This is a genomic window from Citrobacter sp. C348 (genome assembly GCF_047467975.1).
Classification (GTDB): domain Bacteria; phylum Pseudomonadota; class Gammaproteobacteria; order Enterobacterales; family Enterobacteriaceae; genus Citrobacter; species Citrobacter gillenii.
On the sequence record NZ_JASJUJ010000002.1, the window covers coordinates 498,182 to 513,763 of the forward strand.

Sequence of the window (15,582 nt, forward strand, 5' to 3'; positions counted from 1 at the left end):
TTAATAATATGAGGTCAGGCATGAGAAAGGTAAAGCCCATTATTTAAGAAGACGCCGAATGTCAGGGCCGAAGTTATTACGTCTTTTATTTTGTTCATTTTAATTCCCTGCTAAAAAAACAGGCTTATAGTAAACCTTTGCACGTTATTGTCATCACATGTGCGGCTGATTATCTAAAAGTAATATAATTGTAGCTCATGGTTATAAAGGGGTTCTGGTGTACAATATTAATCACGTCGGGTGAAGAATCCAGGGAGAGTATGATGATAAAAATCGGTAGCCTGCTGGTAGTTAGTATCCTGTCACTGCCAGCATATGCCGTGACGACAGGACCACATAGCCCCATAGCGGGCGTACTGTGCGACAAATACATCTGTGCGGATGAGCACGGCTTGTCGGTAGCGCTGACCACAAAGTATGTCGGAAAGAAGCAGGGCGATAAACTGGCAGCGGCCGGACAATTTGACACGACGGCCTTTACCTTCCAGGGCGGCCTGTTCTGCGACACCACTGAGCGTCTGTGCCGGGATGACCGATATTTTGGGCCTGACGGTAAACGCAGCGGCAAAGTGAATACCCACTACACGGCGTTGCTGTTCGGCAAGACGGATAAATCCTGACGACACGGGTAAGCGCTGAATTCGTCGCTTACCCGTGGTATTTCACGTTATCAATCGAGCGTTAATCTCAATACGTTACGAATGCGTGACAAAGCGCGACAAACGCTGGCGCAGCAGGCGATTTTCCTGACGCAGCTGCGCATTCTCTTCCAGTAACGTGAGCGCAACGGCTATCCCTGGCCAGTCAAGTGCCAGTTCCTGACGTAAACGCAAAGCCCGTCGTACGACGCTTAACGCGCGATCGTCAAACTGCCAGTGGGCGCTTTCATCTTCTCGGGGTTCGATCATCCCCAGGCCGACAATCTCAGTCAGCTCCTCGGTGGAAACGCCGGTATGCAGGCAAAACTCGGTAATGGTAAAGGTGACGGTAACGTTAGCCATTATGCTTTCCCCCACTCTTTGCGTGGCTCAAAGGTCTTCTGTGCGTCCGCCAGCTGTTGCCACAATGCGGCGCTGTTGTCGTCAGGTTTAGGTGGCATCACAATTTTGATCACCGCGTACAGGTCGCCGGTCTGTTTTTTACTCACCAGCCCTTTGCCCTTGATGCGTAATCGTTGACCGGCCTGGCTGCCAGGGGGGATCGTCAGCAGGATACTCTCAGTGAGCGTTGGCACGGTGACTTTAGCACCCAGCGCGGCCTCCCAGGGGGCAAGGGGTACGACAATTTCCAGATCCTGGTTGACGATATCAAACAGCGGATGCGGCGCGATATGAATCACCAGCCACAAATCACCGTTCGGGCCGCCGTTCTCACCGGGCGTGCCCTGGCCTTTCAGTCTGATACGCTGGCCGTTGCCTACACCGGCTGGAATTTTTACATTCAGCGTTTTGGGGATCTCTCGCTCTACCAGACCAAAGGCATTGTAGACCGGCAGGGAGTAACTGATGGTGCGGCTATGCTCAGCAAGGGTTTCTTCGAGAAACACGGCCACATCGATTTCGATATCGTGCCCACGATGGGCGTGGCGTTGTTGCGACTGACGAGCGTGTTGACCAAAAATGGAGGAGAAAATATCGTCAAAATCTTCGGCGTTGTAGCTCTGACCTTCACCTTGCTGGAACTGACGGCTGAACTGCGGATCGTTGCGGTGCTGCCACAACTGATCGTATTCGGCACGACGTTGTTCATCGCTTAGGACTTCCCAGGCTTCAGCAACCTCTTTAAAACGTGCTTCGGCGTCGGTTTCTTTGCTGACGTCAGGATGGTATTTGCGGGCGAGTCGACGATAGGCGGTCTTGATGGTTTTGAGATCGTCCGTCGGTTTCACGCCCATGATGGCGTAATAATCCTTTAATTCCATAGTGTTATCTCGTATGAATCAACCCATGAAGAAGGATACCCCTCGGGAAAGGCATCACCGTAAGTTTAGGGTAATCCTGAAAAGTGCGAATGCCAACTATGAAAGGGACGAAAACAGTGACGCCTGACGGCATGAATCGGACATTGTGCACCACCAACGGTAGCAGATGGTTTCTGTTGGTGGTGCGTCGTGCAATATTAATGATCAGGATTTGGTAATAAGAAAACGGACCGTCTCTGCGTAGTTCTGCACAAAGGCATTCACGTTATCGGAATTTAATCCTTTCGGGTTAATCATATATTTGCCGTTAATGAAGATAGCCGGTACGCCTTTCAAATCGACGGCTTTGGCCAATTCTTGCTGTTTAGCGGTCAGTGATTTCACCGCAAAGCTATTCCATGCGGCATCATAATCGCTGGCGCTCACGCCTGCCTGGATAAACACGTTGCGAATATCATCAGCGGTTTTAATCGACTGTTTCTTCTGTACGGCATTAAAAAGTAAAGGTTTAACCTTATCTTCTACATTTAACAGCATGGCGACAGACCAGGCGTGCGTCATATCGGCTCCCAGAGGACCTAAAAAGTCGACGTGGTACTCGGTGAGTTTAACATCCTCAGGTAAGGCTTTTTTCACATTATCAGTAACTTCCAGGACCTCATCGTATTGATAGCAAGAGGGGCAGTAGAAGGAGAAAAACTTCAGTGCAGCAGGGGCTGACGGTACGGCTTTTTCCAGCGTGATAAATTCTTTTCCATCGGTAAATGTTGCGGCCTGAGCACTCACGGTAAACAGCAACCCGATCAGCGGGAGTAGATATTTTTTCATTTTCATATACTCTAAATAACATATTATAAACAAAGATGTTTATAATGAACGCGATGTCCATTACGCCATCATTATAATAAAGCATTTATTTTATAATGCGCTGCTCCTTACTTTGATTTACGCATGGATGCTTTTTAATAACGTATTTAAATGCCTGGGTGAATTTTTTGGAGTTATCGGAAATAGCGAAATATTTCCCTCGTTATATTTTACGGTGGCGATTATTTGTTTCCATGACATACACGCAGGGCGAATGAATGTCCTGCACCGACATAACTTTACAGCGTAAAGGTTGCCAAAACCTCGCCAGTAGCTAAGATAACCGCGTCAATCAGTGAGGGTAAAATGGCAAAACGTCAACGGATGGGATGGTGGTTCCTGTGCCTGGCATGTGTCGTAGTGATGGTATGCACTGCGCAGCGCATGGCGGGTCTGCACGCGTTGCAGATGAACACCACTGCCGCAACCGTTGTTGCCAGCGCGCAAACAGAGGCTGATGACGCCTCACCCGTGACCCCTTGCGAACTGAGTGCGAAGTCATTGCTGGCTTCGCCTCCGGTGCTGTTTGAAGGTGCCATTCTGGTGCTTTGCCTGCTTCTGTCGCTACTGGCGCCGGTGCGGGTTTTTCGTCTGCCGTTTTTCCCACCGCGAGCTATCTCGCCGCCCACTCTGCGGGTTCATCTCAGGTTTTGCGTCTTCCGTGAATGACAGAGCAGCCGTTGCTGACTGTTAGATAATTATTCACGGAGAAAAAATATGATGACTGTTTTCAGGCAGGCGCTGCTCTGTCTGTTATTGCTATGGCTGCCCGTATCCTGGGCGGCTGATATCGGCTGGCTGCGCTCAGCCGAGAATGACCATGCCAGTGTGCGGCTGCGTGCCGATACGTCCGCCGAGGGGGAAACCAGGCTGCTGCTGGACGTCAAACTGGAGGATGGCTGGAAAACCTACTGGCGCTCGCCGGGCGAGGGCGGCGTCGCGCCGTCTATTGCCTGGAAGGGCGCCATGCCAACTGTGGACTGGTTCTGGCCCACGCCTGCGCGTTTTGAGGTCGCCAATATTACCACCCAGGGCTATCACGATCGGGTGACGTTCCCGATGGTGGTGCGCGGTACGTCACCGGCTACGCTGAACGGCGTTTTGACGCTGTCGACCTGTAGCAACGTTTGTCTGCTGACAGATTATCCCTTTTCTGTGACGCCTTCTGTCCTGGACGCCACCTTTGCCCATGACTATGCACAGGCCATGGGGCAGATCCCACTTGCCAGTGGTCTGACGGATTCTCTGCACGCCGGGGCGCGCGCCGGAGAACTGGTCGTCGAGGCGCAGCGTAAGGGTGGCTGGTCTGCACCTGGACTGTATCTGGACACCGTCGATGAGGCGGACTTTGGCATGCCGAAAATTCGCGTGGAGGGTGAAACGCTGCGCGCCACGATCCCGGTGCATGACAGCTGGGGCGAGGGTGCGCCGGATCTGCGCGGTAAATCGGTTACGCTGGTGCTGGCAGATAACGGCGTTGCTCAGGAAAGTCGCCTTATCATTGGTGACGAGCCGGCAGCGGAAAACACGGCGCTCCCGCTGTGGCAGGTGGTGTTGATGGCGCTGTTGGGTGGGCTGATCCTCAACCTGATGCCCTGCGTGCTGCCGGTTCTTGGGATGAAGCTGGGTTCAATTTTACTCGTCGAGGAGAACAGCCGTCGCCAGGTTCGCCGCCAGTTTCTGGCTTCGGTGGCCGGGATCGTGGTCTCCTTTATGGCACTGGCCGCGCTGATGACGGTCTTGCGAATGACCAATCAGGCGCTCGGCTGGGGGATCCAGTTCCAGAATCCGTGGTTTATCGGCGTGATGGTACTGGTGATGCTGACCTTCAGTGCCAGCCTGTTCGGGCTGTTTGAATTCCGTTTACCTTCAACGATGACCACCACGCTGGCGACCCACGGTGGTAATGGCCTGGGCGGGCATTTCTGGCAGGGGGCGTTTGCGACGTTGCTTGCCACGCCGTGCAGTGCGCCGTTTCTGGGGACGGCGGTGGCGGTGGCGTTAACGGCTCCGCTGCCGACGCTGTGGGGGCTGTTTCTGGCGCTTGGGCTGGGAATGAGCCTGCCGTGGCTGCTGGTGGCGTTGCGGCCGGGTCTGGCAATGCGTTTACCGCGTCCGGGGCGCTGGATGACTATCCTGCGTCGTCTTCTTGGGGTGATGATGCTGGGGTCAGCCATCTGGCTGGCAACGTTGCTGCTCCCACACCTGGGATTCTCAGGGCAAAGTGCCGCCAAAGAGAGCGTCAACTGGCAGCCGCTGAGCGAACAGGCCATCACCGGCGCGCTGGCCCAGCATAAACGTGTTTTTATCGATGTCACCGCCGACTGGTGTATTACCTGTAAGGTCAACAAATACAACGTGTTGAATAAAGAAGACGTGCAGACCGCCCTGCAGCAGCCCGATGTGGTGGCGCTACGCGGTGACTGGACGCTGCCCTCTGAAGCGATTACCGAATTTCTAAAAAAACGCGGCCAGGTTGCTGTGCCGTTTAACCAAATTTATGGCCCCGGTCTGCCGGAAGGTCAGGCGTTACCGACGCTGTTAACCCGCGATGCGGTGTTAAACACGTTGGTAGATGCTAAAGGAGTCACACCATGAAACTGTTGATTGTTCTGCTGTTGTCCCTGTTTTCTGCCATCAGTGTGGCGCAAGAGCCGGCGCCGTTTACCCCGGAGCAGGAAAAGCAAATTGAAGCGCTCATTCAGGAAGCGCTGTTTAACGATCCTGACAGTCCGCGCATTGGCGCGAAGCAGGCAAAACTGACGCTGATTAACTTTACCGATTACAACTGCCCGTACTGCAAGCAGCTGGATCCGATGCTGGAAAAAATAGTGCAAAAGTACCCGGATGTTGCGGTGATCATTAAACCACTGCCGTTCAAAGGTGAAAGTTCGGTGCTGTCGGCGCGCACCGCGTTGATGACCTGGCGTGAGCACCCGCAGCAGTTCCTGGCGCTGCATGAAAAACTGATGCAGAAAAGGGGCTACCATACTGCCGCCAGCATCAAACAGGCGCAGGAAAAATCGGCGGCGACCCCGGTAACATTGGATGATAAAAGTATGGAGACGCTGAGCACCAACCTGCAGCTAGCGCGACTGGTGGGTGTGCGCGGTACGCCTGCCACGATCATCGGCGATGAACTGATCCCAGGTGCCGTACCGTGGGAAACGCTGGAAGCCGTGGTCAAAGAAAAGCTGGCGGCGGCCAATGCTCAGTAAACTGCGCCGTTGGCTGCGCGAAGGGCTCATCTTACTGGCGCTGCTGGCGGGTGGCATGCTGCTGATGGATGCGTGGCGCGCGCCCACGCTCCCCGCCTCTTTTGACAGCACGCCTTTGCAGACGCTGGACGGTGAAACCGTCACCCTTGCGGCGCTGAGCAAACAGGAACCTGTGCTGCTCTATTTCTGGGCCAGCTGGTGCGGCGTTTGCCGCTTCACCACGCCAGAAGTTGCCAGGCTGCAACGGGAAGGCGAGAACGTGATGACCATTGTGTTACGCTCTGGCAGTGAGGCGGAGGTGTCTCGCTGGCTGGCGCGTAAAGGCGTGGACTTCCCGGTCATCAACGACGCCGATGGCGCACTCTCCCGCAGTTGGGAGGTTAGCGTCACGCCGACGCTGGTGGTGATGTCGCAAGGTCGCGTGGTTTCCACGACCAGCGGCTGGACCAGTTACTGGGGTATGAAACTGCGGCTGTGGTGGGCAAAAACGTTCTGAATATCGAGCCGGGGAAACCCGGCATTTTTACACAGCTAAGATAAACCCTTAACTACACCTGCATTTTTGCGAAAGCGTTCCCGGAAAAATGTCGTGTTTCTGTCACACTCAGTGGTGATTGATAACAACAAGAGGTCGTAGGGATGAATAAATCGTTAATCGCCGCAGCCGTGGCAGGGGTCGTATTACTGTCATCCGCCGCACAGGCGCAGACCGCGCCGGAGGGCTATCAACTCCAGCAAGTATTGATGATGAGCCGACATAACTTACGTGCACCTTTAGCCAATAATGGCAGCGTTCTGGAGCAATCGACGCCGAAGCCGTGGCCACAATGGGATGTGCCGGGCGGTCAGCTCACCACCAAAGGCGGCGTGCTGGAAATCTATATGGGCCATTACATGCGTGAATGGCTGGCAGAGCAGGGGATGGTGAAATCCGGTGAGTGTCCGGCCCCGGACACGGTGTATACCTACGCCAATAGCCTGCAGCGTACGGTCGCAACGGCGCAGTTCTTTGTGACCGGCGCGTTTCCGGGCTGCGATGTTCCCGTGCACCATCAGGAAAAAATGGGCACCATGGATCCCACCTTCAACCCGGTAATCACCGATGATTCCACCGCCTTTAGTCAGCAGGCCGTGCAGGCGATGGAAAAAGAGCGCAGCAAAATGCAGCTTAGCGACAGCTACCAGTTGCTAGAGCAAATGACAAACTACAAAGACTCACCGTCCTGTAAAGAAAAACAGCAGTGCTCACTGACCGACGCCAAAGACACGTTTACTGCGAAGTACCAACAGGAGCCTGGAGTTTCAGGACCGCTAAAGGTTGGTAACTCGCTGGTGGATGCGTTCACGTTGCAATATTACGAAGGGTTCCCGCTAAATGAGGTGGCCTGGGGTGAGATCAAATCCGATCAACAGTGGAAGGTGCTGTCAAAGCTGAAAAATGGCTATCAGGACAGCCTGTTTACCTCGCCGGCCGTGGCGCAAAATGTGGCCAGGCCGCTGGTGAAATATATCGATAACGCACTGGTGACCGAGCGTACAAAAGCGCCGAAAATTACCGTGTTGGTCGGTCACGACTCCAACATTGCGTCATTACTCACCGCGCTGGATTTCAAACCGTATCAGCTGCATGACCAGAACGAACGCACGCCGATTGGTGGGAAGATTGTCTTCCAGCGCTGGCATGACAGTAATGCTAACCGGGATCTGATGAAAATCGAGTATGTTTATCAAAGCTCGCAGCAGCTGCGTGATGCACAGGTGTTGACGTTGAAATCACCTGCGCAGCGCGTGACGCTGGAACTGAAAGGCTGCCCGATAGATGCGAATGGCTTCTGCCCGATCGATAAATTCGATAGCGTGCTGAATGCGGCGGCAAAGTAGAGTGAAATAACAAGAAACTCCCCCGTGCAGACGGGGGAGTCATGATGCTAGACGTTTTTACGTTCGATAGTCTGTTCACCCCAAAAGAGTGAGTCTTTGTCCGTTTTCTCGAAGGCTTTGATCAGCACCTCGTCGCTGCCTTCTTCCCAAATTTTCTCCGCCAGTTTCTCGTCATAATGGGCGACTTCAAAAATAGCCTCGGCGATTTCCGGCGATGTATTGCGCAGACGCGCCCATTCACCGACGCGATGGGCTTTCGCTTCTTGAGTTGGCATACGAATCCTCCTGTTGCAGATTAGCCGTTGAGTTTTACTGCCAGACCGGCGACATATTCACCCTGATAGCGGGCGATAGACAATTCTTCCTGACTTGGCTGGCGAGAGCCGTCGGCCCCGGCAATGGTGGTCGCGCCGTACGGTGTCCCGCCGCGAACTTGCGAGACGTCAAACAGCTCTTGCGCGGCGTATCCAATAGGAACGATGACCATCCCGTGGTGGGCAAGCGTTGTCCAGGTTGAGGTAATGGTTTGTTCCTGACCGCCGCCGGTTCCTGTTGAGCTAAATACGCTGGCGAGTTTGCCGTACAGGCCGCCAGAAGCCCACAGGCCACCGGTCTGATCCAGGAAGGTACGCATCTGACCGGACATATTGCCAAAGCGGGTAGGGGTGCCGAAAATAATGGCGTCGTAATCAGCCAGTTCTTGCGGGGTCGCGACAGGGGCATTTTGTGTTTTACCGCCCGCCTTCAGGAAGATCTCAGGCTGCATCGTTTCTGGCACACGCTTAATAATGACTTCCGCGCCATCGACCTTATTTGCACCTTCTGCGACTGCATGGGCCATCGTTTCAATGTGTCCGTACATGGAATAATAAAGCACCAGAACTTTTGCCATTTTACACTACTCCTCGAGTTAACCGTCTGTGTAGCGAATCGCTACCTCTCTTTAAAGATATGACGTACTGCCAGGAGTGCAAATTTCACCATCATTTCTTTGATTTATAACAATTTTAATGGCAGTTCTATTTTGTCGCAAAATGATACATTTTTGAGCAGGTTGGATTTGCTAGTCATAAGAAAGGGTTATTGATTTCCGGCGGTGATTATTCGCCAAATACCGGCAAACCTGTTGCAGAATATTACCGTTAGCCGGTTGTCAGGCCAGTCTTCACTATGCTTAATCCCACGCAGCGAACATCGGGCATTGCCCACAGCTTGCGTGAGGTATCACTCCTCAGTACCTATGCAATATGATGTCTAATCAATGACGGAGGTCAGTAATGGCAAACCATCGAGGCGGTTCCGGCAACTTTGCGGAAGACCGCGAAAGAGCATCAGAAGCAGGTCGAAAAGGTGGCCAGCACAGCGGGGGGAATTTCAAGAATGACCCGCAACGCGCTTCAGAGGCAGGCAAAAAAGGGGGCAAAAATAGCCACGGCAATAACAAAACGTAATTGCCAGGCTGTCTGTTAACTATATCGTGACGTCTGAGCGTTCAACGACAGACGTCGCAAAGCCACCGCCGCCGGATTATCCGGCGGTTTTTTTGTTTGAAGGATGCACGGTAACACCTTCCCGTGGCCGCTTTAATTTATCCATTCACCGTATGATTTGTTATGCTGACGCCCTCAGAACAAGGAGAGGGCGGATGGCTCAAGGCGTAGAGAAAAAAACAGGTAAACGCTCGCAGGCGGTCAACGCGAAACGCCAGGCCATTTTAACTGCGGCGCTAAATATCTTCTCCCAGTTTGGGATCCACGGCACGCGTCTTGAACAGGTGGCTGAGCAGGCGGGCGTGTCAAAAACCAATCTGCTCTATTATTACCCGTCAAAAGAAGTGCTCTATATTGCCGTGTTACGCCAGATCCTCGACATCTGGTTGGCGCCGCTGAAGGCCTTTCGTGAAGACTTTGCGCCGCTGGTGGCGATCAAAGAATATATCCGCCTCAAACTGGAAGTTTCCCGCGATTACCCGCAGGCATCACGGCTGTTTTGTATGGAGATGCTGGCAGGCGCGCCGCTGCTGATGACCGAGTTGACGGGAGATCTCAAAACGCTGATTGATGAGAAATCCGCGCTGATTGCCGGGTGGGTCAGTAGCGGCAAACTGGCTCCGGTCGATCCGCATCATCTGATTTTTATGATTTGGGCTTCAACCCAGCACTACGCCGACTTTGCTCCACAGGTGGAAGCAGTGACGGGTGCGACACTACGCGATGAAGCCTTTTTTAACCAAACGGTTGAGAACGTCCAGCGGATGATTATCGAAGGGATCCGCGTGCGTTAACCGGCGGGCGGTAACGGGCAGCTTAAATCACCTTCTTCACACTGCAGCAGCGAGGCGAGAAACGCTTCACGCTCATTGGTTTTATCGGTCAGACACTGGCTGGTGATCATCGACTGTACGCTGCCGCCTTCCGTACCTGAGCTGATTAACGCGCAGTCAGCATCGCGCAGGGTTATCCACGCGACTTGCGCCTTTTTCAGTAATTCACGTTGAGTGGGCGCTGCACGCTTAAGCGCATTCTGATACGTTTCATTAAGTTTGGCGTCGGCCGCCTTATATTGCTCTGCTGCACAGGTGTTCATCTCAGTTTGGGTGTTCGCGTTGGTGCAGTCTTCTGCCAGCGCCGGGCTGCTGAGCAGCAGTGCCGCACATGTCAGTACAATTCGTTTCATGCTTCTCTCTGACTCCATAAAAAAGGCCCCGTTACCGGTAATACTGTTCAGTCAACGACTCAGTTTCAGAAAGCATCAACCAGTGTTGGGGAGGTGATGAACATGCTATCTCAGAGAGAGGTTCCGTTCACCTCATGTTCATCGTTTTTCTGAGGCACCGATTCCTGTGAACGTGTAAAGGGCGTTTTCCGCCACGCCCTTTACAATCCCGGCTCCCGGCAGGAAAATTGCCACTTCGTGGTTCCCTCCGCTTATTTCTCCAGGCTATCGGGCCGGGCGCGAGGTAGCGTCCCTGCAAAACGCGCCCTGAGCCAGCATCCATGCTGGCTCTCCCGGCCTTACGGAAACACGTCGGCAATTTTCAGCCGGACCAGCCCACACCTGTCCACCTGTGCTTTTACTTGAATATCTCTGAACAGCAAAACGGATATAGCTGAAAGCCAGAGCGCTGAAGCGACACCCTGGTCCGGCTGAAAATTGATGAGGTGTTGACGGCTGACCGGGTCTGCCCGCAGGGATGCGGGCAGAGGGGACGGCCTGCATGGATGCAGGCTCGGCCCCGACCCGACAGTCAGACGGAATAAGACGAATAACTCGCGTAGCGACGATTTTCCCGCCGGGAGCCTGGGTTGCAAGGGAGGCGGCGGTGAGCCTCCCTTGCACGTTCACGGGTACCTGAGCTTCAGAGAAATGATACCGCTGAGGTGAACGGAACCCTGAGCAAGAATTACATGTTCACCCTACACGCTTAACTGAATGGTATTGCCGTTACCGGAGCCTTAATTAACCATACCCTTAGCCGATTGTCATCAGGCTGGCGTTCCCGCCAGCTGCGGCGGTATTGACGCTCAGGGAGCGTTCAATGTACAGCCTCTCTAGCAGAATATTGCTCTCGCCACGGGCAAAGCCTTGTACCGAGACAATTGCGCCCTCCCGTGCGGCAACCGCTTCGCACAGCGTGCGCAGTTGATCGGAATCACCGTGGAAGATAACGGCATCGAACGGTTGTACGGTCAGATTATCCGCTTTGGCAAACTGGATTCGTCCGGAAAGGTCGGCTGGCAGACGTTTAGCCAGTTCACGGTGGAAAGCATCATCCGGCCACAGGATGAGACTGCCCACGGAAGCCACGGCGGCGATCTGGACCAGCGCGTCCTGCTCGTTATCGGCAATACACAGGACGCGTTCGCGAGGTAACAGGGTCCAGGTGTTGCGCTCGCCGGTAGGGCCAGGCAGTAAACGCTGGGTTCCAGCCTGCGCCAGTTCAGCAAACTGTTGGCACTGAGCCTGCAACGCCGGGCGATCGGCTGCCCATTCGGTGAGGGCATCCAGCGGCTGGTTCAGCGCCGCCTTGAGCTGTGCATCGACAGGGTAATCGGCATCCTGGCGCGCCAGGGTGATGCTTAGCGCATTTTCCGGACGGTTAGCCAGCAGACGGTACAGATACAGCGGACCGCCGGCTTTCGGACCGGTGCCTGACAAGCCTTCGCCGCCGAAGGGCTGCACGCCGACCACCGCGCCAACCATATTACGGTTGACGTACAGGTTACCCACGTGTGCGGAGCCGGTGACCTGAGCGATGGTTTCATCAATACGGGTATGCACACCCAGCGTCAGGCCGTAGCCGGAAGCATTGATTTGCTCAATCAGATTGCCCAGATTGCTGCGGGTGTAGCGTACGACGTGCAGCACCGGACCAAACACCTCTTTTTGTAGTTCGTCGAAGCTCTCCAGCTCAATCAGCGTCGGCGCAATAAAGGTACCGGTTTGCCATTCCCGCGCATCCTCGCTGTTTTCACGTGCAGCCTGGAATACCGGACGTCCCTTGGCGCGCATGGCCTGAATGTGGCGCTCAATATTGGTTTTGGCCTCATCGTCAATAACCGGCCCAATGTCAGTGGTCAGGCGGCCCGGATTGCCCATCCGGCATTCGGCCATCGCGCCGCGCAGCATTTTCAGTGTGTGCTCGGCGATGTCATCCTGCAGGCATAGGACGCGCAGTGCCGAGCAGCGCTGTCCGGCGCTGTCAAAGGCGGAGGCCAGCACATCAACGACCACTTGCTCCGTCAGCGCCGAGGAGTCGACGATCATCGCGTTCATTCCACCGGTTTCGGCGATCAGCGGGATCGGACGGCCTTGCGCGTCAAGACGGCGGGCAATATTACGTTGTAACAGCGTGGCGACTTCTGTTGAACCGGTGAACATCACGCCGCGTACGCGCTCATCGGACGTCAGCTGTGCCCCGACGGTTTCACCCTGGCCGGGCAACAGTTGTACCACGCCTGGCGGCACGCCAGCTTCCAGTAAAATGGCGATCCCCTGGGCGGCAATCAGCGGTGTCTGTTCTGCCGGTTTTGCCAGCACGCTATTGCCTGCAGCCAGCGCGGCGGCAATTTGCCCGCTGAAGATGGCCAGCGGGAAGTTCCACGGGCTGATACAGACCACCGGGCCGAGCGGACGATGGGTTTCGTTATCAAAATCATCGCGGACTTGCCCGGCGTAATAATGCAGGAAGTCGACCGCTTCACGGACTTCGGCAATGGCGTTGCTAAACGTTTTACCAGCTTCGCGAACCAGAATGCCAATTAACTGCTGCATCTGGCCTTCCATCAGAACGGCGGCGCGATGCAGAATGGCGGCACGCTCCTGCGGCGGCGTAGCGAACCAGATCGGTGCATTATTCACCGCACTTTGTAACGCTTGTTCCACTTCATTCGGGGTCGCTTCACGTACGTAGCCGACAATATCTTTCGGCTCCGCCGGGTTAATTACCGGCGTCATTTGTCCGTCAGCTACCGGATGCTCCAGCATCGGTTTCGCGTGCCATTTTTGCAGTGCGCTGTTGAGCAGGGCAGAGGACAGCGAGGCCAGGCGATGTTCGTTCGCCAGATCCAGCCCGGCAGAGTTTTCGCGTCCCTTGCCGTACAGGTCGCGCGGCAGTGCAATCTTCGGATGCGGCAGACCGGCCTGGCCTTCCTGCTGCGCCATCTTTTCCACGGCTTCGACCGGGTCGGCAACCAGTTCATCCAGCGGCAGGGTGGTGTCGGCAATGCGGTTAACGAACGAGGTATTCGCGCCGTTTTCCAGCAGCCGACGCACCAGGTACGCCAGCAGCGTTTCATGGGTCCCTACCGGTGCGTAAATACGGCATGGGCGGTTCAGTTTGCCATCGGCAACTTTGCCGGTAACCTGCTCGTACAGGGGTTCACCCATGCCGTGCAGGCACTGGAACTCGTACTGTCCGGGATAATAGTTCTGACCCGCTAACTGATAAATGGCCGCCAGCGTATGGGCGTTATGGGTGGCAAATTGCGGGTAGATCAGATTCGGCACGGCAAGCAGTTTTTTGGCGCAGGCCAGATAGGAAACGTCGGTGTAGACCTTACGGGTATACACTGGATACCCTTCCAGACCGTCCATCTGGGCGCGTTTAATTTCGCTGTCCCAGTATGCGCCTTTTACCAGGCGGATCATCAGGCGACGGCGGCTGCGCGTGGCCAGATCAATCAGATAATCAATCACGTACGGACAGCGTTTCTGGTAGGCCTGGATGACAAAACCAATCCCGTTCCAACCCGCCAGCTCAGGTTCGAAGCACAGTTTTTCCAGCAGATCGAGGGAGATTTCCAGGCGGTCTGCTTCTTCGGCGTCAATATTGATGCCAATGTCGTACTGACGCGCCAGCAGGGTGAGCGACTTCAGGCGTGGATAAAGCTCGTCCATTACGCGATCGTACTGCGCACGGCTGTAGCGTGGGTGCAGCGCCGACAGCTTGATCGAAATCCCCGGCCCTTCATAAATGCCGCGTCCATTAGACGCTTTACCAATCGCGTGGATAGCCTGCTGGTAAGACACCATATAGGCCTGCGCGTCAGCGGCGGTCAGTGCGGCTTCTCCCAACATGTCGTAGGAGTAGCGGAAACCTTTGTCTTCCAGCTTCCGTGCGTTAGCCAGTGCTTCGGCGATGGTTTCCCCGGTGACGAACTGCTCCCCCATCAAGCGCATCGCCATATCGACGCCTTTGCGGACCAGCGGCTCGCCGCTCTTACCGATGATGCGGTTCAACGAGCGCGAGAGGCTGGCTTCGTTATGTGTGGAGACCAGGCGTCCGGTAAACAGCAGTCCCCAGGTTGCCGCATTGACGAATAACGACGGGCTGCGTCCAATGTGCGACTGCCAGTTACCGTTGCTAATTTTGTCGCGGATCAGCGCATCGCGCGTGGCTTTGTCGGGAATACGCAGCAGGGCTTCCGCCAGGCACATCAGCGCAACACCTTCCTGAGAGGACAGCGAGAACTCTTGCAAGAGTCCCTGTACCATGCCGGCGCGACCGCTGGCGGTTTTCTGGTTACGTAGTTTGTCGGCTAACTGATATGCCAGCTTATGAGCCTGTTCAGCGATCGGTTGCGGCAGGCGCGCCTGTTCCATCAGCATCGGTACGGCGTCGGTTTCTGCACGACGATACGCGGCGGTGATCGCCGCCCGGGAAACAGACTGCGGCAGGATCTGCTCGGCAAACTCGAGGAAAGGCTGGTGAGTTTCATTCTGGTATGCCGAGGCGTCATCACCTTCATTGGCTGCACCCGCCAGTAGGGCAGGCAGCTCAGGCAGGGCATCGTCATTTTCCAGTCTTTCGAGATAATTAAAGATGGCTTGTTTGATCAGCCAATGCGGCGTGCGATCGATTCGTGTTGCGGCTGTTTTAATACGCTCGCGTGTGGCGTCGTCCAGCTTAACCCCCATCGTGGTGGTTCCCATGCCGTTTACTCCTGTTGTGCTGAAATACGGGACTGATAGTTACTGAGAAATATCCACTATGTTGCAACTTTGTGCAACCGTGTTAAATGTGACTTGGTTTGCAAGCTTGAAAATGAATGAAATGTTAATAAATGTGGTATTTGTTGGGATGTCTGTAAAAAATACGAGCGCTTTTTCTCTGCGGCAGTTAACACTTTTTAAAGGTGCAACCGCGAAAAGTGTGAGAGAGTGCAACCTCCAGAAAAATGCTATCTACTCGAG

General features: G+C 54.7%; 15 protein-coding genes. 8 read left to right on the top strand and 7 right to left on the bottom strand.

Annotation, left to right across the window (positions count from 1 at the left end; translation table 11 throughout):
* Positions 1–260 precede the first annotated feature (260 nt).
* Positions 261–620: a YcgJ family protein gene (locus QNN86_RS06325; protein WP_181619044.1), complete on the top strand. Its 360-nt coding sequence runs from the start codon at positions 261–263 to the stop codon at positions 618–620.
* 75 nt (positions 621–695) lie between these two features.
* On the opposite strand, the gene cbpM is transcribed toward QNN86_RS06325, so the two are convergent.
* From cbpM to dsbA, 3 genes are all read right to left on the bottom strand, one after another.
* The gene (gene cbpM / locus QNN86_RS06330) at positions 696–1,001 is read right to left on the bottom strand and encodes a chaperone modulator CbpM (protein WP_096757618.1); all 306 of its coding nucleotides are present in this window, start codon (positions 999–1,001) and stop codon (positions 696–698) included.
* Positions 1,001–1,921: a curved DNA-binding protein gene (gene cbpA, locus QNN86_RS06335; RefSeq protein ID WP_414210785.1), complete on the bottom strand. Its 921-nt coding sequence runs from the start codon at positions 1,919–1,921 to the stop codon at positions 1,001–1,003. Before cbpA ends, cbpM begins: the two co-directional genes overlap by 1 nt.
* 204 nt (positions 1,922–2,125) lie before the next feature.
* Entirely contained in the window at positions 2,126–2,749 is a 624-nt protein-coding gene (gene dsbA, locus QNN86_RS06340; protein ID WP_279277032.1) for a thiol:disulfide interchange protein DsbA, read from the bottom strand.
* A gap of 345 nt (positions 2,750–3,094) precedes the next feature.
* Between dsbA and QNN86_RS06345 the strand changes: the two genes are divergently transcribed.
* From QNN86_RS06345 to agp, 5 genes are all read left to right on the top strand, one after another.
* Positions 3,095–3,457: a copper resistance protein gene (locus QNN86_RS06345; RefSeq protein WP_115258903.1), complete on the top strand. Its 363-nt coding sequence runs from the start codon at positions 3,095–3,097 to the stop codon at positions 3,455–3,457.
* Between the two features lie 48 nt (positions 3,458–3,505).
* The gene (locus QNN86_RS06350) at positions 3,506–5,386 is read left to right on the top strand and encodes a protein-disulfide reductase DsbD family protein (RefSeq protein ID WP_279277031.1); all 1,881 of its coding nucleotides are present in this window, start codon (positions 3,506–3,508) and stop codon (positions 5,384–5,386) included.
* The gene (locus tag QNN86_RS06355) at positions 5,383–6,006 is read left to right on the top strand and encodes a DsbA family protein (protein WP_279277030.1); all 624 of its coding nucleotides are present in this window, start codon (positions 5,383–5,385) and stop codon (positions 6,004–6,006) included. Before QNN86_RS06350 ends, QNN86_RS06355 begins: the two co-directional genes overlap by 4 nt.
* Positions 5,996–6,502 (top strand): protein disulfide oxidoreductase, encoded by a 507-nt coding sequence (locus QNN86_RS06360; protein ID WP_279277029.1) that lies wholly within the window; start codon positions 5,996–5,998, stop codon positions 6,500–6,502. Before QNN86_RS06355 ends, QNN86_RS06360 begins: the two co-directional genes overlap by 11 nt.
* Positions 6,503–6,645: 143 nt before the next feature.
* Positions 6,646–7,887 (top strand): bifunctional glucose-1-phosphatase/inositol phosphatase, encoded by a 1,242-nt coding sequence (gene agp, locus QNN86_RS06365; RefSeq protein ID WP_135912269.1) that lies wholly within the window; start codon positions 6,646–6,648, stop codon positions 7,885–7,887.
* Positions 7,888–7,934: 47 nt separating this feature from the next.
* On the opposite strand, the gene QNN86_RS06370 is transcribed toward agp, so the two are convergent.
* Together QNN86_RS06370 and wrbA are read right to left on the bottom strand one after the other, a co-directional pair.
* Positions 7,935–8,162 carry a YccJ family protein gene (locus QNN86_RS06370; RefSeq protein ID WP_096757610.1) on the bottom strand — a complete coding sequence of 76 codons (228 nt, stop codon included), beginning with the start codon at positions 8,160–8,162 and terminating at the stop codon, positions 7,935–7,937.
* A 20-nt stretch (positions 8,163–8,182) separates the two neighbouring features.
* Entirely contained in the window at positions 8,183–8,779 is a 597-nt protein-coding gene (gene wrbA / locus QNN86_RS06375; RefSeq protein WP_096757609.1) for an NAD(P)H:quinone oxidoreductase, read from the bottom strand.
* Positions 8,780–9,164: 385 nt separating this feature from the next.
* Between wrbA and QNN86_RS06380 the strand changes: the two genes are divergently transcribed.
* Both QNN86_RS06380 and rutR read left to right on the top strand, forming a co-directional pair.
* Positions 9,165–9,338: a general stress protein gene (locus QNN86_RS06380; protein ID WP_096757608.1), complete on the top strand. Its 174-nt coding sequence runs from the start codon at positions 9,165–9,167 to the stop codon at positions 9,336–9,338.
* A 194-nt stretch (positions 9,339–9,532) separates the two neighbouring features.
* Positions 9,533–10,171, top strand: a complete 639-nt coding sequence (gene rutR / locus QNN86_RS06385; protein WP_096757607.1) for an HTH-type transcriptional regulator RutR — start codon at positions 9,533–9,535, stop codon at positions 10,169–10,171.
* On the opposite strand, the gene QNN86_RS06390 is transcribed toward rutR, so the two are convergent.
* On the bottom strand, positions 10,168–10,563 hold the full coding sequence (locus QNN86_RS06390; protein WP_414210786.1) for a lysozyme inhibitor LprI family protein: 396 nt from the start codon (positions 10,561–10,563) through the stop codon (positions 10,168–10,170). The two genes, rutR and QNN86_RS06390, sit on opposite strands and share 4 nt — an antisense overlap.
* A gap of 795 nt (positions 10,564–11,358) precedes the next feature.
* Positions 11,359–15,321 carry a trifunctional transcriptional regulator/proline dehydrogenase/L-glutamate gamma-semialdehyde dehydrogenase gene (putA, locus tag QNN86_RS06395; RefSeq protein WP_414210787.1) on the bottom strand — a complete coding sequence of 1,321 codons (3,963 nt, stop codon included), beginning with the start codon at positions 15,319–15,321 and terminating at the stop codon, positions 11,359–11,361.
* Positions 15,322–15,582 lie beyond the last annotated feature (261 nt).